21 protein-coding genes and 1 riboswitch are annotated in these 17337 nt (G+C 36.5%); of the genes, 6 read left to right on the top strand and 15 right to left on the bottom strand.

Annotated features, from left to right (window positions below):
• The first annotated feature begins 97 nt into the window (after nucleotides 1–97).
• Entirely contained in the window at nucleotides 98–1036 is a 939-nt protein-coding gene (locus FZF09_RS02450; protein WP_158734952.1) for a DMT family transporter, read from the top strand.
• A gap of 55 nt (nucleotides 1037–1091) precedes the next feature.
• Here FZF09_RS02450 and FZF09_RS02445 read toward each other — a convergent pair whose 3' ends face one another.
• Nucleotides 1092–1505 carry a hypothetical protein gene (locus tag FZF09_RS02445; RefSeq protein ID WP_158734951.1) on the bottom strand — a complete coding sequence of 138 codons (414 nt, stop codon included), beginning with the start codon at nucleotides 1503–1505 and terminating at the stop codon, nucleotides 1092–1094.
• A gap of 145 nt (nucleotides 1506–1650) precedes the next feature.
• Nucleotides 1651–3042, bottom strand: coding sequence for a Na+/H+ antiporter NhaC (gene nhaC, locus FZF09_RS02440; RefSeq protein ID WP_158734950.1), 1392 nt, complete (start codon nucleotides 3040–3042; stop codon nucleotides 1651–1653).
• Between the two features lie 319 nt (nucleotides 3043–3361).
• Here nhaC and brnQ point away from each other — a divergent pair, with 319 nt between their 5' ends.
• On the top strand, nucleotides 3362–4669 hold the full coding sequence (gene brnQ / locus FZF09_RS02435) for a branched-chain amino acid transport system II carrier protein (protein ID WP_158734949.1): 1308 nt from the start codon (nucleotides 3362–3364) through the stop codon (nucleotides 4667–4669).
• A gap of 137 nt (nucleotides 4670–4806) precedes the next feature.
• Here brnQ and FZF09_RS02430 read toward each other — a convergent pair whose 3' ends face one another.
• From FZF09_RS02430 to FZF09_RS02400, 7 genes are all read right to left on the bottom strand, one after another.
• Nucleotides 4807–5055 (bottom strand): hypothetical protein, encoded by a 249-nt coding sequence (locus FZF09_RS02430; RefSeq protein WP_158734948.1) that lies wholly within the window; start codon nucleotides 5053–5055, stop codon nucleotides 4807–4809.
• A 15-nt stretch (nucleotides 5056–5070) separates the two neighbouring features.
• Nucleotides 5071–5730 carry a class D sortase gene (locus FZF09_RS02425; RefSeq protein ID WP_158734947.1) on the bottom strand — a complete coding sequence of 220 codons (660 nt, stop codon included), beginning with the start codon at nucleotides 5728–5730 and terminating at the stop codon, nucleotides 5071–5073.
• A gap of 23 nt (nucleotides 5731–5753) precedes the next feature.
• Complete coding sequence (locus FZF09_RS02420; RefSeq protein ID WP_158734946.1) at nucleotides 5754–6671, bottom strand: LPXTG cell wall anchor domain-containing protein; 918 nt, start codon at nucleotides 6669–6671, stop codon at nucleotides 5754–5756.
• Between the two features lie 36 nt (nucleotides 6672–6707).
• The gene (locus tag FZF09_RS02415; protein ID WP_158734945.1) at nucleotides 6708–7247 is read right to left on the bottom strand and encodes a signal peptidase I; all 540 of its coding nucleotides are present in this window, start codon (nucleotides 7245–7247) and stop codon (nucleotides 6708–6710) included.
• A complete protein-coding gene (locus FZF09_RS02410; protein ID WP_158734944.1) occupies nucleotides 7244–8158 on the bottom strand; it encodes a hypothetical protein in 915 nt (304 codons plus the stop codon). The genes FZF09_RS02415 and FZF09_RS02410 overlap by 4 nt, the downstream gene beginning before the upstream one ends.
• Before the next feature lie 101 nt (nucleotides 8159–8259).
• Nucleotides 8260–8901: a TasA family protein gene (locus FZF09_RS02405; protein ID WP_091586048.1), complete on the bottom strand. Its 642-nt coding sequence runs from the start codon at nucleotides 8899–8901 to the stop codon at nucleotides 8260–8262.
• Between the two features lie 154 nt (nucleotides 8902–9055).
• On the bottom strand, nucleotides 9056–9610 hold the full coding sequence (locus FZF09_RS02400; RefSeq protein WP_158734943.1) for a signal peptidase I: 555 nt from the start codon (nucleotides 9608–9610) through the stop codon (nucleotides 9056–9058).
• A gap of 312 nt (nucleotides 9611–9922) precedes the next feature.
• Here FZF09_RS02400 and FZF09_RS02395 point away from each other — a divergent pair, with 312 nt between their 5' ends.
• Together FZF09_RS02395 and FZF09_RS02390 are read left to right on the top strand one after the other, a co-directional pair.
• On the top strand, nucleotides 9923–10300 hold the full coding sequence (locus FZF09_RS02395) for a helix-turn-helix domain-containing protein (protein WP_158734942.1): 378 nt from the start codon (nucleotides 9923–9925) through the stop codon (nucleotides 10298–10300).
• 18 nt (nucleotides 10301–10318) lie between these two features.
• Entirely contained in the window at nucleotides 10319–10447 is a 129-nt protein-coding gene (locus FZF09_RS02390; RefSeq protein WP_233269377.1) for an anti-repressor SinI family protein, read from the top strand.
• 162 nt (nucleotides 10448–10609) lie between these two features.
• Here FZF09_RS02390 and FZF09_RS02385 read toward each other — a convergent pair whose 3' ends face one another.
• The 5 genes from FZF09_RS02385 to FZF09_RS02365 all read right to left on the bottom strand — a co-directional run bounded on the left by FZF09_RS02385 (nucleotide 10610) and on the right by FZF09_RS02365 (nucleotide 15987).
• Nucleotides 10610–10936: a helix-turn-helix domain-containing protein gene (locus FZF09_RS02385; protein WP_158734941.1), complete on the bottom strand. Its 327-nt coding sequence runs from the start codon at nucleotides 10934–10936 to the stop codon at nucleotides 10610–10612.
• 239 nt (nucleotides 10937–11175) lie between these two features.
• On the bottom strand, nucleotides 11176–11307 hold the full coding sequence (locus tag FZF09_RS02380) for an anti-repressor SinI family protein (protein WP_233269376.1): 132 nt from the start codon (nucleotides 11305–11307) through the stop codon (nucleotides 11176–11178).
• A 28-nt stretch (nucleotides 11308–11335) separates the two neighbouring features.
• Nucleotides 11336–11428, bottom strand: a riboswitch (cyclic di-GMP riboswitch).
• Nucleotides 11429–11556: 128 nt separating this feature from the next.
• Entirely contained in the window at nucleotides 11557–12447 is an 891-nt protein-coding gene (locus FZF09_RS02375) for a diacylglycerol/lipid kinase family protein (protein ID WP_158734940.1), read from the bottom strand.
• A 246-nt stretch (nucleotides 12448–12693) separates the two neighbouring features.
• Nucleotides 12694–14577 carry a cation:proton antiporter gene (locus FZF09_RS02370; RefSeq protein ID WP_158734939.1) on the bottom strand — a complete coding sequence of 628 codons (1884 nt, stop codon included), beginning with the start codon at nucleotides 14575–14577 and terminating at the stop codon, nucleotides 12694–12696.
• A gap of 849 nt (nucleotides 14578–15426) precedes the next feature.
• Nucleotides 15427–15987: a 3-dehydroquinate synthase II domain-containing protein gene (locus FZF09_RS02365; RefSeq protein ID WP_158734938.1), complete on the bottom strand. Its 561-nt coding sequence runs from the start codon at nucleotides 15985–15987 to the stop codon at nucleotides 15427–15429.
• A gap of 237 nt (nucleotides 15988–16224) precedes the next feature.
• On the opposite strand from FZF09_RS02365, the gene FZF09_RS02360 reads away from it, so the two are divergent.
• Nucleotides 16225–16704 carry a hypothetical protein gene (locus tag FZF09_RS02360; protein WP_158734937.1) on the top strand — a complete coding sequence of 160 codons (480 nt, stop codon included), beginning with the start codon at nucleotides 16225–16227 and terminating at the stop codon, nucleotides 16702–16704.
• Between the two features lie 184 nt (nucleotides 16705–16888).
• Nucleotides 16889–17023 (top strand): STAS domain-containing protein, encoded by a 135-nt coding sequence (locus FZF09_RS22950; protein ID WP_255450300.1) that lies wholly within the window; start codon nucleotides 16889–16891, stop codon nucleotides 17021–17023.
• Nucleotides 17024–17061: 38 nt separating this feature from the next.
• On the opposite strand, the gene FZF09_RS02355 is transcribed toward FZF09_RS22950, so the two are convergent.
• On the bottom strand, nucleotides 17062–17262 hold the full coding sequence (locus tag FZF09_RS02355; protein WP_158734936.1) for a hypothetical protein: 201 nt from the start codon (nucleotides 17260–17262) through the stop codon (nucleotides 17062–17064).
• Nucleotides 17263–17337 lie beyond the last annotated feature (75 nt).

Below are 17337 nucleotides of genomic sequence, written 5' to 3'. Positions count from 1 at the left end.
AAAAACTCTCTTTTGTTATTCTCTATATCACTGCAGCTTGTGTCAATCATTTTTCTAATATTATTTGTTAAAGATATTTAGAATAGGATGACTTAAAATGAATAAAATGCCAATAAACAAAACCGTAATATTAATTAGCATTCTATTTTTAGCAGTGGCTTGGGGTTACTCCTGGCCTTTGATGAAAATAGGTTTGCAATACATTGGTCCTTTTACTTTTTCTTTTCTGCGCTTTGCTATCGGCGGTTTATTTCTACTCTTATTCCTATTTGCGGTTTATCAACATGCAATATGGAAAGAATTACAATCTTTAAAATGGAAACATATTATAATACTTGGCCTGCTTCAAACGTTTGCTGTCTTTGGTTTAATAACGTATGCTATGTTATTTGTTGATGCAGGCAAAACTTCTATCATTTTATATACTATGCCCCTTTGGTCAAGCGTTTTGGCTGCTCTCTTTTTAAAAGAAACGATATCTAGAAAAAATATCATTGGCCTGCTGCTTGGGGTTACAGGATTATCTCTTATAATAGGAGCAGACATTTTCCAACAAGCAACGTGGCAAAATATATTAGGAATTACCCTCGTTCTAATTGCTTCTTTATGCTGGGCAGTCTCAAATGTTTACTTTCGATTAAAACTTGCTGGTTTAAACCAATTATCTGTTACTGCCTTTCAAATGCTGATTGGTTCTCTAGGATTAGCGATTCTAGCGTTTTTATTCGAGCGCGGACAGGCTGTACAATGGAACGAAGAAAGTATTTTTTCACTTCTTTTTACAGGGGTCATTGCTTCTGCGTTATGTTTCTCAATTTGGTACTACCTTCTTTCTGTCATTAACACTGTAACCGCAGCAATCTCCACATTGCTTGTCCCAGTGTTCGGTGTAATGTTTGGACATTTAATGCTGAGTGAAGTACTCACCTTGTCTATGTTAATTGGAGCTTTTTTCATTTTCACCGGTATCTTCATCAGCCAAGCAGGTTTCCAAAGATTTCGTTTTACACGTAAGATAAAAGAACAACGGCTTTAAGTAAAAATGCACATATCAAGTTAGATTGTGATACTTGTATATGTGCATTAATTTGCTATATTTCTGGTTCTAGAAATTTTTGGACTAAACTGTCGTTTCCGGCTGGGTTTTCCGGTTTTCTTATTACTTCAATTCCGAATAATCCATGTTCGTTGAAATCAAGCATACACTCTTGTTCTCTCATTTGATACACAGGAGTATCTTTGTCAAATTTAATTTCTATATACTCTTTTCCATCTTCAATACTTGCGTTAAAAATCGGATAGTCTATTTTCCTAATTTTTGGAATAGCTACAGGAACCTGCTTTCTTCCCCGTACTGTGCGAAACATTCGATAGCCGAGCCAGCGTCCTTTTTGGTCATACAGCAAATATCCATTAACATCCGGATACGTACCGACTGGTAAAGATGCAGAGGATTTAGCTTGAAAATAAAAATAAATCAACTCGTCTTCCATGGTGATTAACATAGGCCTCCTCCTTTTTCTCTGAGAAGCATCACACGCTGTTAAAAGACCTATACCACAAACTCTGATTATAGACAAAATTTACTCTTTACTATTATAGTCAGAGAAATGGCGTTTATCACTAAATTCGTTTAAGTAACGCAATATTTTATTTATTAGCGTTCATTTTCACCATACTAAAACCGGTGAAACCGTATACTGCTACAATAACAGGCCCTAAAAGACAGAAAAATGCATATGGAAGATATTGCAACACATCAACTTCAAGCACGCTTGCCATAAAAACTCCGCTTACTCCATAAGGAATTAATGGATTTATGAGTGTGCCTGCATTCTCTAGTACTCTTGATAAGTTTTTTCTTGCTAAGCCCATCTGTTTGTATTTCTGTTCAAATGCTTCCCCTGTTAAAATAACGGACATGTATTGTTCGCCGAGTGATATATTAATTCCTATACCTGTTAAAGCAGTAGAAAGAACAAGTCTGCCAGTTGTTTTCACAAAAGATGAAATGGCTTCTAACACTTTGTCAATAATACCAAGCGTCGAAAGCAGCCCACCCATGCTCAGGGTAAGAAGTAATAAGGACACCGGCCACATCATTTCTTGAATCCCGCCACGGCTTAGCATTTCGTCTAATTGTTCATTTCCCGACTGCGATGTAAATCCATCTTGCATAAATAACATATAATCCCCAATAGCATATCCAGGCTGCATAATAATTGCTACTGCTATTCCAGATATAATACCTGCAATCATAGAAGGAATCGCAGATATTTTACGCACCGCTAAAAACACTATAACCACTGCTGGTAACAACGTAAGCGGATGAATGGGGTAGTATCCATATAATTCGTTCATTAGTGCATCTATAGTCGTTGTATCCGCGTCAGCTGAAGTGCTGCCTATGGCAAAATATAAGGCTAACGTGATGATGAATAACGGGATGGTCGTCCATAGCATATGGCGAATATGCTCAAACAGATCTACTTTTGAAACAGACGACGCCAGATTCGTTGTATCAGACAAAGGAGACATTTTATCTCCTAATAGAGCACCAGATACTACAGCTCCAGCAGTCATGGCAGGATTCATACCGAGCAGTCCCCCAAGTGCCATAAAAGACACTCCAATCGTAGAAGCAGTAGTAAAGGAGCTTCCAATACATACACCGATAATTGCTGTTGCGACAAAAACACTTGGCAGGAAAAAATCAGTCGAAATGAGGACAAAGCTGTAGTAAATTAGTGTCGGAATAGTACCAGCACTAATCCAAATGCTAATAAGAACTCCAATTAAAATAAATATGAGAATAGGGAGGATTCCTGAAGTTACCCCATCAACAATTCCTTTTTCTGTGATTTTCCAACTGACTTTTTTTAAAAATGAATAACAAATGAGTAAAACAATCGATACAAAGATCGGAATGTGTGGAGGTGCTTCAAAACGAATTAAACTTACTCCAATAATAAGCAAAATAATTAATAATATAGCAAAAGCTTCTATTTTTCCAATGCGAGGTTTTATAGGCTTGTCCTCCATAATGGCTCCTCCTAGATAAAATATGTATATTAATATATTAATTTAACCGCTTACGTATTTACTTTTTAGTATTAAAGTAAAATGAACACCTTATTTAAAGTAATGATAATTTACCATTTTGTCAATATGAAAGAAAGCCCCTTATCTTTATAATAGACACTATTAACAGAAACTGATTTTTTATATAAACTCAGCAAAACCAATTTTTTCTAAAATATATTTTTCCGAAAACATTTTCTTTACAAAAGATTTGTACGGCGTTAGGATAGTATGGTCTTTTGGAATAATGAATCACCCTAAAACGCTGGAGGTTATCAAGATGGAACAACTAAATAGAAAAGATACTGTATTAATAGGGCTAATGCTTTTTGCGTTATTTTTCGGAGCCGGAAATTTAATTTTTCCTCCTTTTCTCGGTCAAGAAGCCGGGACAAATTACTGGATCGCCATTTTGGGGTTTGTCATTACAGGTGTAGGCCTCCCTGTCCTTGGAATTATAGCAATTGCCATTAACGGCAGCAGCATGGAGACGATTAACAAAAGAGTCAGTATTCGTTTTGCAATTATTTTCACTTTTATTTTGTACCTTGCAATAGGTCCATTTTTTGGTATTCCTCGAGCTATGAATGTGTCATTTGAAATGGGTGCTATGCCTTTTCTTTCCGATCATGTATATGATGCGGCTTTATTTATTTATGCGATTTTGTTTTTTATTGTTGTTTACTGGCTTAGTCTTAATCCATCAAAAATGGTTAAGCGGATCGGTAATATCATTACACCGATTCTGCTCGCTGCTATTGTATTATTAGTAGCTGGAAGTGCCGTGAGCGGATTTGTTACAGGTGGACAAGCTCCAGGAGAAGGTTATTCCACTAATGCTTTAACAAGTGGAGTATTAGAGGGTTACCTTACGATGGATGCAATAGCTGCTTTAGCATTTGGTCTTGTAATTATCTCTTCCATTAAAGAACATGGTATAAATAATAAACAATCTATTCTTAAAACGGCATCTATGGCGGGAATAATTGCCGGAATCGGACTGGCTGTTGTGTATGCAGCTATTGGATGGTTAGGGGTGCAGAGTGCCCCGCAGCAAACTTTTGAGAATGGAAGCCAAATCCTTTCGTATGCTGCGAACCAAACGTTTGGAATAACAGGTACACTCATACTTGGAATTATCGTTACACTTGCGTGTTTAACCACTTGCGTAGGACTTGTGACTGCATGCGGACAGTATTTTCATAGCGTTTTTTCGAAGGTACGTTATAATATTTTAACATTAATCATTACTATTATTAGCCTTGCCGCTGCCAACTTAGGGCTTAATACTATCATATCTATTTCTATTCCTGTACTTGTAGCTATTTACCCGATAGCAATTGTTCTTATTCTGTTGTCATTAATTGAATACAAAGCATCACTTAGCAAAACCTATTATAGAGGTGCGGTTATAGGAGCTGCTCTTATCAGCGTTTATGATGGTCTGCGTGAATTAGGAATAGAATTAACCTTTTTAAATCATCTCTATAGCTTATTGCCTTTATATGATCTAGGATTAGGCTGGATCTGGCCCGCTGCAGCTGGAATAATAATCAGCCGCTTTATAAGAAAACCACAAGCAGACTGAACGAAATAGCTTTCTGCAAAGTTAAATAGCTGCAAAAAAAGACCATGTTAAGACTCCCTAAGACGATCTTAAAACATTTACTGCAACCTATTAAAAAATGCCCTGACAGATTTTCTCTGTAAGGGGCATTCTTCTATTTAAATAATAATGTTAACCATCGTTCCCGTTTTGGCTTCTTCCCATAAATTAGCCCCTTGATAAATAATTTTTCTTTTTTTCACACGTTTTTCTATGTTGTTTATTCGCCGTTTAATATATTGAAACGAACAAAGCCCTAAATATTTCTCATTAATATGAAGCTCACAGACATTGTTTTTTAAATAAACGAGTTTAATGGTATGTCCATAAAGAAAAGTATAATAGTTCCCTCCCCTAAGTCTTACCATATTTATCTACCTTCCTTAATCATTATATTTGCCTTGAACGATTAAACGGTGAGTAGGGTTTTTCATAGGAGTGCATGTAATAAGTGTTACAATCGATTCCCCATTTGTATCTTGCGTTAAAACAGAGGTGTCATCAGGAGAAACGACTATTTTATTAATAACGGAATACGTTTTTTCTCCTGTTTCATCTTCTATTACAATGTCATCCCCAGCCTCTACTTCATCTAACCTGTTAAACATTCGACCGTGTGTATGACTTCGATGCGCCGCAATAGCACTGTTCCCTTCTTTTCCTAATGAAGCGGTGCCCTCCAAATGTCCAGCAGCTGTACGTAACTTTTCTTCAGTTGCTCCTTCAACCACAGGAAGTTCTGCATCTATAGCTGGAATACGCAGGATACCAATAGCTGAAGGGAGTGAATGCTTATTTTGTTCTAAAGATTCATCAACCTCTTCTTCAGCTGAAGTGGTGTTCTCATTTTTATCAAAAATATCATTTAGCTTCTTATAACTTTTCCTCACATCATTTTGACCTTCTGTTTCTAATGGTTCTTGTTCTCTATCCCATTCTTCCAACAACTGCTTCTGTTTGGAATCAGCCGTGTATTCTTCCACTTCGGGATACAAAAACACAAAGGCCCCTGCCAAAAAAATTATGATTGCTGCTGCTTTCATTTTTCCGCCACCTTTGTATCCCGTTATATTCTTCTCATTAAACGCAGCTTCGATGTAACTTTCAGGGAGTGGTGATATAAGTAACCCCCCACAGCCATTCCTAATATTCCAATCAAGTAAAACAGCATACTGCCCGTTTCACCCGTTTGTGGTAGAGGTCCCGGTCCCGGCCCCTCATTTCCTCCTGGAATAATAGATCTATCTTCTTCCGGCTCCTCTGTTTCTGGTTCCTCAGGTTTTTCAGGATCATCTTGTGGGTTTTCAGGGTTGTCTGGATTCTCCGGATCACTAGGCGTTTCAGGTTCATCTGGCTGATCAGGATTGTCTGGTGCAGGATCATCCGGATTATCAGGATTTCCTGGATTTTCAGGGTCTTCTGGATTATTTGGATCGGAAGGGACTTCTGGGTCTTCTGGATCTTTCGGTTTTCCAGGATTATCTGGTTCATCAGGGTCATCTTTAGGGGGATCTGGGTCAGGATCGTTGTTGGTTTTCTTAGCATCGACTCTGACAGAAAGATTAGCAGAAAGACCTTGATATTCATTCCCGCTTTCTTCAGGAAAATGTACATTGAATGTGACAGGAATGCTGTTGTTACTATTCAATGTTCCCATCGCAATTTTATCTGCCTCAGCAAAGCTTCCTTCGTAATGTGTAACGTTGTTGGTTTTTATAACCACCTGCAGATTTTCAAAGAATTTTTTGGATCCACCTTTTTGTTCTACAGTGATAGAATATTTTATTTGATTTTCGCTCACATTTTTTACAGCTATTCCTGTCTCATATGAACCGCCCGGGGCAAAATTGCTAATATTCATGAAATTATCATCGTTAACTTCAACTAATGTTTTTGCAGCATAAACGGAATGAATAGAAAGAAAATAAAAAAGCAATCCGCAGGTAACTGCTTTAACCCATTTATTTCGGAATATATTTTTCACGTCACTCCCTCTTTTCGTTTTTTATGATATAACTTTTTATAACATATCGATATCTTGCGGTTTATAACGAACATATTTTTTTCTAAGCCCTACTAATTTAAGAATGCGGGAATAATTGCTGCCAAACCAAATCATTAGAATAAATACCGCACCTGCCAACACACCGGAAAAACTAGCAACACTCTCGATAACGTATCCCATCATAGGAAGATGAAAAGCATAAACTCCTTTTATGTCATGGGGAGCAACGATACTGGCGTCCGGGACAGAGTTTGCATCTCCTTTTGTGATAAAACCATCATTAGATTCCAAATTTATTACTCGATGGGTAATGAGAGCATCATTGTCTTTAAAAAGAATGATCGTCCCAACTTTCACCTCTTCCGGGTCCTTTAGAAACAATAAGTCTCCAGCAGAAAAAGTCGGTTCCATGCTTCCTGACAATACCTTTACTGCCTGATATCCGAATAGTTTTGGAATTTCGTCCGGGTTTTGACTGTTATATATGAATAGGTAAGCTGCATATAAAAAGGTGCAAAGGCTGAGGATCACCAGCAGCTTTTTCATCAGCTTCATTGGTCATCCTCATCTTCGCCATTATTCTCTTCGTCGTCTTCCCTTTTCGACTCAGAGCTTTTCACTTCTTTTTCTGCGGTATCTTTTTTCTCTTGTGAATTGCCTTCATTGCTTTCTTTGTTACCTTTTTCATTATCTCTATCTTTGTCTTTATTTTTGTCTTTTTCTTTGCCTTCATCTTTAGCTTTATCTTTCTTTTCATCTGTTACTTCTTTTTTATTTTTGTTATCTTCCTTAGAGATTTTATCTTGATTATTGTCTTCTTTACCTTTGCTCTTTTGTTCTTTCTCTTTATCTTTTTCCTTTTTATTTTTCTCTTCTTTTTCGGAATCATCTTTTTCTTCGTCAGTTTCCTCTTCTTCTTCCTCTATTTCTTCATTGGTTTCTTCTTCCGTTTCTTCTTCTGTTTCTTCTTCTGTTTCTTTTAATTTTTCCTCAGACTCTTCCTCATCTTTCTCCTCTTTTGGAGGTGGATTATGAACTTTGACCCGGAAATGGTCTTCAAATTTTTCATCAAAGGCTGTTACGTCAAAGTATACCCATTGAATGTTACAGTGCACCCCTTCTCGATGATCTGTAAAAAAGGTTGTAGAAACAGAATCATGGGCACTGATAGAAAGATCTTTTATTTCTTCTGGATCAATGACATAGTTGTTTTTAGGATGAGATTTTTGTCCGGCTTTAATATGCACATCATTAATGGCTACGTGTGTTTTATTGGTGAGAGTTAAGGTAACTGCACAGCCATCTACTTCTTTATCAATATCAATACCATCTTTTGGGATAAACGCTTTTACCGTTCCAGGAGAACTTTTTGTATCAGCCGTAAAATAAGAGAACGCTCCGAATCCATTGATAACAAATGCAATCATAAATATTCCTGTTATAAAAAGGGATAACCAGCCTTTCAACACCCAGCACCTCCAATCTTTAAGTGAATCTGTGCTAGTGATATGGAACAAAGTAGCTGAAGACCAGCTACTTTGTCTTTTAAACTTATATTGATTTATTATTAGTTTCCAGAACCATCTGTTTCAGTACCATCTTCGAATTCAGCACCATCAACACTTTGTCCGCCTTCTACAGTAAGCGTACCAGTAAGAGAAGATCCTTGATATTCATTTTCTGCATCTTTATTTAGGTATACATCAAAACTCACATCAAAAGAATCTCCAGATCCTAACGGATACTTGAATCCAGCATCGGATGGGAACCAGTCAGGATCTACAAATCCTCTGTTGTTAATTACTTGATCTGCAGAAATTGTTTCAGACCAATTCATGTCATTTCTTTCAAAATTCATTGTAATCATATATTCATCACTTAATGTACTATTAGCATCATTTCCATCAGCGTCTTTAATGTCAACGTCCAGTTGTAAACGTGGTACCATTTCAAGGGAACCTGTATTTTCTACTTTGATAGTTTCTCCTTCAGTGATCAGGTCCGGAGTTACATTAGGATCAATTGGTTGAATGTTATCATCTTCGAAAACAGTGTATCCGGAGAGGTCATTTAACGTGAGAGTACCTGCTTCAATTTCCCCATCAGTAGACTGAGTATCGGTAAACCAAGAATATGTTCCAAAACCTGCTCCTACTGCCATTACCCCAGCCATTGTTGTTGCAATCAATGCTTTTTTTGTCTTTTTCATTGTAATTCCTCCTCATTGTTTTTAAATAAAAGTTTATAGTTCTTGATGATGATGACATTTTAAAGCAGATGCTTTAAAAATTGATGTATAAATCCAGGGACTTTCTTTCGATTAGAACTATTTCACCTCCTATGTAAGATAAAGTTGACTTCCCCTAGATTGTTTGCTCTGATTGTTCACTATCTTCTTCGTCTTTTCCGAGACGTTCATAAATGGTTATACCTACTAAAGCAAACACCGGAATGATAATGAACAACACCATACCGAGCGGACTTCCTAAGAATTCAGCAGCATATCCTCCATATGGAAGCGAGAAATTAACCGTTCCTATTACTTGATTTGCAGCAACAACGTAATCATCTTCTACGTTATTGTTATCACCCTGGGTTTGAAAGACGGCCTCTCCATTTTCGGTGGTCGTTTCTATCACCCTGTGTGTGATTATCTGACTTTCCTCATCGTAATAGGTTATGACATCTCCCGTTTCAATTGTTTCAGGATTAACTTGTTTTGCTATGACCATGTCCCCTGCCGAGAACTCCGGCTCCATACTATTTGACAAGACAGTTAATGGGTGATGGCCAAATAACGATGGTACTTGATCTGGATTCATTCTCCCCTGCACTATAAGAAATACAGCTGCTAAAAAGAGAACAAAGAGAACAACTAGTAAACTATTGAATGATACGCTGACAAAGCGTTTGACCATCTTGTCACCTCCTGTTGTTTCGTTCGTTTTATCGAATACAAACACAGTATATAACGAATGATTTTTCTTGAAAAACGTGAAAAAAGTCCAAATTTCCTTTATATAGCACATGAAATGTTCTTTATAACGTATTTACTCTTTTTTTCTCACTATTTCATTTTTTAAAAAATTATTTTTGTTTTATATAATGAACAATAAAGGTGCAGCACAATGTTCATTTAGATTTATTTAAATACTGATTATAGTAATGTCTCGCATAGGAGATCAGTTATTATCTTAATCTTTTGAACATTCATTAATGGGAGGGGGAATATGATAGGAAAGAAAATTAGACTTTACCGCCGAACGAAAAGAATGTCTCTTACAGAGCTTTCTAGAAAAGCAGACGTATCTAAATCATATTTAAGCTATATTGAAAGAGACGTAAAACAAAATCCTTCGATTGAAGTCTTAAAAAAAATTGCAGCAGTCATGGATATTACTGTAGAAGAATTAATAGAAGATTCTCTTCCTTCAATATATGAAGAAGCTCATGACCTCGATGAAGAATGGTTGAACTTAATTCAAGAAGCCATTGATGCGGGGATAAGTAAACAGCAGTTTAAAGACTTTCAAGAATACATCAAGTATGAAAAATGGAGCAGACACAATAGAAAGAAAAAACAAGGTGGCACGGAAAATATAAACTAAATAGGGAGGAAGTCTTGCATGAGTGGTAATAATCACGATATGAAGCTTGATGAGGAGTGGATCGTGCTTATAAATGAAGCAAAAAACATAGGATTAACGCCATATGATGTGCTATCTTTTTTAAGATTTGAACAAAATAAGAAATAACTTATTATGTTCCATGCCTTTATAAAAAGACATCAACTTCGAGAGGGCCTTTTCACCTCTCTTTTCTTACCACGATGCTTTTAAATATCCATATAAAACGTAAAAACACTTTATCCTTTGATCGCTGAGATAAAGTGTTTTTCCAATCAGATTTAATTAGATTTACTGTTTATGAGTGCGCCATTTATTAAATTCCAGGAATTCTTTGAATTGCTCTTTTGAAACTCCGGAATCCATTGCTTCTTGGACTATTGCCAGCCACTCATCATCCAAGTCTTTTTCGTCAACATCTAGTTCATCTTTTATTAAAGCATCAATAGATACATTTAATACTTTTGAAATCTTTTCTAAAAATTGAATGGAAGGGTTCGTTTGAATATTTCTCTCTATCGCACTTAAATATGATTTTGCTACCCCAGCTTTTTCAGCCAACTCCGTTAATGACAAGTCTTTCTCTTTGCGATATTTCTTCACCCGGTCCCCAATCATCTCTTAAACTCCTTTACTTATCCATATGTATTAATATATTATAACATATAACGAATGAAAGTATGATATAGTGAACGACTTTTCAAAATAATTTTAATAGGAATAAAAAGATGACTTTAAATAAGCCTTTTATTATAGTAGTAGAAAAACTTGGCTTACCGCCAAGTCCAAATGGCGGCAAGCGAATAAAGTATAAAAAAAAAGCCAAGTTGAATCGCTTTGGCTTGTAGCAAGACTATTTAGTTTTTACTTTTATATTCCTGATATAAAAACTCTTTCACTTCCTCAACTGTTAGTCCAGCCTCTTTCGCTTCTTTAATCAATTTCACCCATTCTAGATCCAACTTTGCTGGCACCATTATTTCATTCAACCTCCCACCGCCTTTTACACATGATTTCCCAGGCAGTCCAGCAACCTTCGTTTTATTCGTTTCAACCCTTAAACCTGTGATTTTGCATATGTTTTTTTCAACAGAGCTGCCCTTTACTAAAGGTCGCTGCAAAAATCACGTTAGCCCCTTGTTCACTTATGTTTAAATTGTCCTACTACTATTATACCTTGGCAACTGCAAAAAGAATGTCAAAATATGCTCCAAACCATAAAAAAGATTGTCAAAATTTTATTCATTTGGAATTAGAAAAGGAAGTTTTTGATGCTGATTATTTATAGTAACGGGTGTGGTCATATATAACTCCCCGTCTGTGTCGGCTGTCATTGGCTGTGAGGTTTCTAAACGAACATAACTGCTGCGGTAATGTTGTACATCACTTTGATCTGCTTCCCACACAAATGGATTTTTGGCATTAAAGTACTCCCGTAATAAAGCTGCTCCTCCTTCGCTTATGATAAAAATATCAAATTCTCCATCATCCATTACGTTATTTTGAAATGGAAGTTGATTCGTCCCTATAAAATTCCCATTAGAAATAAGTACCATAACCGCTTCTCCTTCTACTGTTTGTTCTTTTGTTTCTAGAGTAAATGAAAAAGGCCTTGTATTATTGACCATTTGCATTGCACTGATAAAATAACTAACTTTTCCAAGTACTCCTTTCCAATTTTCATTAATATTTTCAGATGTTTCCGCAATTAAGCCTATTCCATAAAAATTTGAAAAATACCGATCATTCATTCTTCCTATATCTAAGTATCGCACCTTGCCTTTGATTAATGTTTCCGCCGCTCTTTTTAATGGCTGAGGAATCTGAAGAGACCTTGAAAAGTCATTACAGGTGCCTCCTGGCAATATCCCAGTGACAGGTGGATTATCCAACTCTGCTAAACCATTCACGCATTCATGAAGAGTACCGTCTCCTCCGATTATAAAAATAACCTCAAACTGATTGGCTGCCTCTTTACAAATTTTTTCTGTATGACCTTTATATTTCGTTTGTTGGATAACTACTTTTTCTATGTATGAAGCTAATATGCCAGCTGTCAGCTCTATGTTTTTTTGAATCACATCTTGACCGGAATTCCCATTTATTAATAAAAGCGCACTTTTAAACATTTACACGTCATCCTTTGAGTTTATTTTCGTTGTACCTCTAAATCATAAGAATGAAACACCTACGTTTCAGGGCATCCACCTACTTCTTATTCATTTATTCTAGAGACATTCAATTCGAGAAATTAAACACCAGTGATTATATTTCAGTTTAACTGCTGAATCCATCATTACGCAACGAAAGCATTGGCTCCTTCTGATGCACATTTACCTCCGGAATAAAGCGAAAAAGAGAGAAAACGGACAGTTTTAAGAAGACTGTCCGTTTTTTGCTCCATTATTATTATTTCCATTCTGACGTTGAGAATCTAATTTTGCATCTATTTTTTGCTGTTCTTTGACCGGTGGACTCAAGCTGATGATGGTATCACCAGGCTCGGGTTTAAAGTTATTGACTTCCGTAGTAAAAAACTCAACTTTTCCTGTATGCTTGAGGATAAAGAGAAGAAGGGTATCTGGCTCTCTTTCGTCCTTATATTTCCCAAAACTATATTGTTTCGTTAATTTGGTTTTACGGAATATATATCCATTTTTCACCTTTTGATTAAGCTCTTCATACGTAGCTCCTTTTCTAAATAAAACTCTTCCTCCTATTCGTTGTACCAGATCATTCGGATGTTCGCGGTCGTCATCATGCCAGCTTAACTGATATAAATCGTTACGGCCGATTTCGGGTACAAATGTCGTACATACAAGAGAATTATATGAGTCCCTATCCGTAGCAGCGATAAGTTTTTCATACGGGGTCATATCCAAATAATACTCTGTCTGTTCTGAAAGAATTTCTCCACGATAATACGGCACCCCGGCTTTTCTTGAATTAAAAAGATATTCAAAGGAAGTATCCGCAATCAAAACAGGTATACCTGATTCTTTGAGCACTCTAGCTAAAGCTGTGCTAAACGCACTGCCACCCACTATAAGCACACCAGGTTTGCCTTCAAGTGATAATCCCAGTTTATTTGCCATCGGTCCGAGTGTAAAACCGTGAGCACAAACGGTAGCAAACACAAGCGCAAACGTCAGCGGCGTTACAATAGATGCCCCTGGATACCCTGCTTCTGCAAGAACATTGGCAAAATAACCAGCTACGGTTAAAGCTACAATGCCACGTGGAGCAATCCACCCTACCAGCGCCTTCTCCTTGAAGGACAGTTCTGTATTCATGGTAGATAGCCAAATAGAAAGCGGCCTTACGACAATTAACATGAGAATCACATATGCAATAATATTAGGGTCAAATATTTGCATAAGAGTTTCTCTCTCTAAAGAAGCAGTTAACATTATAAAAATGCCTGAAATAAGCAGCACTGATATATTTTCTTTAAAATGGCGCATATCACTTAACGAAGCAATATGCATATTGGCAAGTGTCATCCCCATGGCTGTGACAGCAAGCAGTCCGGTTTCGTGCATCACTTCATCCGCGAGAGTAAAACAAGCAATGACCACAGCAAATACGATAGGAGATTTTAAAAACTCAGGTACATAGCCGCGCTCAAACATAGTACCGATTCCTTTACCGCATCCCCAGCCTACTGCTATAGCAAAAAGAGAGGCTAAAAAGAATAATATTAAAGCTTCTACAGTAACCGATTCATTTGTTAAAAATTGAATAATTTCAAAAGCAAATACGGCGAGTAAAGCTCCAAACGGGTCTACGACAATTCCTTCCCATTTTAGTATCGCCGCAGGCCTAGGCTTTAGCTTAGCCTGCCGTAATAGCGGAAGGATCACCGTTGGACCAGTTACAATAAATAGCCCTCCAATAACAAAGGAAACAGCCCAAGATAAACCAGCTATAAAAAAAGCTGTTAATGAACCTAGAATCCATGCAAGAAACGCACCTAATGTAATAATTCGAAATACTGACTTCCCCAACCCTCTAATTTCTCGAAAATCGAGATTTAAGCTGCCTTCAAATAATATAATGGCTACAGCCATCGAAATAATGGGATTAAATAGTGATCCAAAATCTTCTTTTGGATTCATAATTCCAAATACAGGACCAATTAACAAACCAGCAACAGACATTACGACAATAGCCGGCATACGAAAGCGCCAAGCAAACCATTGTGAACCGATACCTATAACGCCAATAAGCATGAGATGAGATAATATTGAATGAAACATATCAGGTTCCTTTCTTTTTTTCTTTTTTTAACGGAAGCTTCTTTTTTCTTTCCCGTAAAAACTGTTATGGTACTGCTGCTTCTCTCCACTCCACATATAAGCTTCCGCGGCCGATATGTATTTTTTTTATTAAAGGAATAAAGATAATGTCTCCGTATTCCCGAAACAAAACAATACAATATTTCACCGTTACTTTGCAATAAATTAGACTCTATTCTTGGTCATTTTATACTAATTAACTTTTCAGACAAAGCATTATCGTAGTGGAAGTCAATTATATAATAAGAAAAACAGATCGCTAATTTATTTTTCTCAGACACACTGGCTGACCTTTTTGCCATCAATTCCTTGCGCAGTTGCGTGAGTATGCAAAAACGATTCAAATAGAAAAGCTATACAAACTTATTACTGTCTTTCCTGCAAAAACAGATCTTTTATTATCTTTTGAAAAAGCGTACGGCCCATACCCCTTTTCTTTTTATACTGACCTAGAACGCAAGGCTTTTAAAGGATTAGGTCATCAAAGCACGAATAAAATTCAAGTTTTTAGTAAAGCTGCCGCGGGAGTTATGACTGGACAAGTGAAACCTTTCATCCCAAAAGATTCAGAAAAAAGAAAAGTTTTTACAACATCCTTGAAAGAAACCGATATTTATAATCAAGGCGGAACATGATTATTTAACAGCAATAGAGATGTCCCTCCCCAGAACACCACGCTTCCATAAATAATATTATCTAAGCAATCAACGAGCATCTATAATCGCTTTTCAATATTAACATATAAAACCTGGCAAACAGAATCCCTTTTCTGTCTGCCAGTTAACATAAACCTGTCTCTGTTAGTTGGCATTAGTATTCATTTATTTCTTCATTGATTTTTTTCCCTAAGTGCCTCCCTGGTTCATCGATACAGCAAAATATCTCGTCACCTTCCTTTAGGTCTTTGACAGAAACAACTTCATGATTTTTATTTAAGAGAGATACACTATCAGCGTATTGCAAAGTAGCAGAAATATGCGCACCTTCTGTCTCTAATTCCACCCGAACTAATTCTCTTTTTTCCATTTTGACTCTGCCTACTGGTACTTCCTTTTGTTCTGAACCATTATATATATATAAAGAGTCCCCGCCTCTTAGCTCAGACAAATAAACAGTTAGATTATCTTGAAACAAATATTGGTGAAGTCCTCCGGCATTAATCCGAAATGGTCTTGGCGGATATGTATCGGTAGAACGATTTTCAGATAACACAAGCATATAACCATAACCAGTGTTTCCAACCAATACTCCTTCTGTAGGAGTTAAAAGATCTGCACAATCGATGCAAACTCTTGTGCCTAGTCCAGCTGGTTTGATTTTTGTAACAACTCCATGAGTTAAGGATACTTCTTTCCTATTATCTGCTGCCATTTTTTCGGCCTCCTCTTCAAATTATTATGAAACTTTTCTATCTGTTCATACGTCTTACTAATAGAAAAACTTGACTGTCCGCCAAGTCCTTCCAGTCATAATAAGAGTTTTGGCACCTCAAATCATTTTCATTTTTCCGTTGGTCCAGCTTTAAGAGGGACGTTGGTCAGTACCATAAAAAGGAAAAAAACACCTTCAGGCTTATTATTTTGTATTACCCAACAAAAGGAGGCAGTCATGAGACACCGTGTCATACATATTTTACTTTTTCTGTCTTTTATTGCCAATATAGTTTTTGGAGTTAATATTTACTATCAATCCAGCCAAAGTGTTGGGACTGAAAAAATTGATAGCGCCCTAATTCAAATGGGATATGATCTGGCTGCTGCCATAAAATTCAGCACCTTTGAAAAGACAGAAGATTTTCCAGCTGACTTCCATTTAATGAAAGCCCAACAATTGCTTGATAACATGCTTACTCTGTCGGAACAGACATCTGATGCATCGGAGAAAGCAAAAATTATACACAACGAAATAAAACAATGGGAAAGTTATATCTTTTCAGATCAGCCTTATTCTATTAAACAAATGGATGATAAAGAACGGAGACAAACTGGTGATATGATTGGTAAAGCGTTCTCTAGCGAATCTTCCAATGAATTAGAAATAAAATTAAAACGAATATATGATTTTTTCAAAGAAGAAGGGTCCTCTTAAGGAAAGGTATTCATTCCTCAAAAGAGACCCTTTTTTGCATGCAAAAGCTGCGCATTTTCATTCTGTTTCTCTTCGTATGTCTCTCTTCTATTTTGCATTCTAGAGAAATGATGTCTACCCCATTCTTCTATTAAGTATAATAGTTCATCAATAGACTTTAGAAATGATAGGTGTAAAAATCATTTTGACTGGTTTAAGACCGGCAACAGCTATTTCTATTGTAAATCTAGGAATCGACCTAACCTCACTTACAATTAAAAGTAATTTACAGCAAGCACTAGAATCAGTAGGGTTAATAACAATTGAAACAGAGCATTAATAAAAGCAGAGCTTCTTTCTTCCAGAAGCTCTGCTTAGCTATTGACCTGATGAATTTTGTTCCAGTTCCCGTACTATTCCTTTTTTAAACTCACGAATGATAACTCCAGAAAATAAAAGGAGGAAAATGATTAATAAATAGTCAGGCACTTCAGCTATGTACCTTCCGTATGCAGATAGGACTTGTACCATCAATATAATAAACCAGATTCCCGTTAGGACTTTCAATATATTTGCCAAATTATATCACCTTGCATTTTTTAAGGTTCTTACTTTTGATTATAACGGATGCTCTTCTTTTCTTCAGCTTTTTTT

The organism is Alteribacillus sp. YIM 98480, assembly GCF_009765375.1.
Lineage (GTDB): Bacteria > Bacillota > Bacilli > Bacillales > Marinococcaceae > Alteribacillus.
Note: the sequence above shows the minus strand (reverse complement) of the source record. Positions and strands in the feature narration are given on the sequence as shown.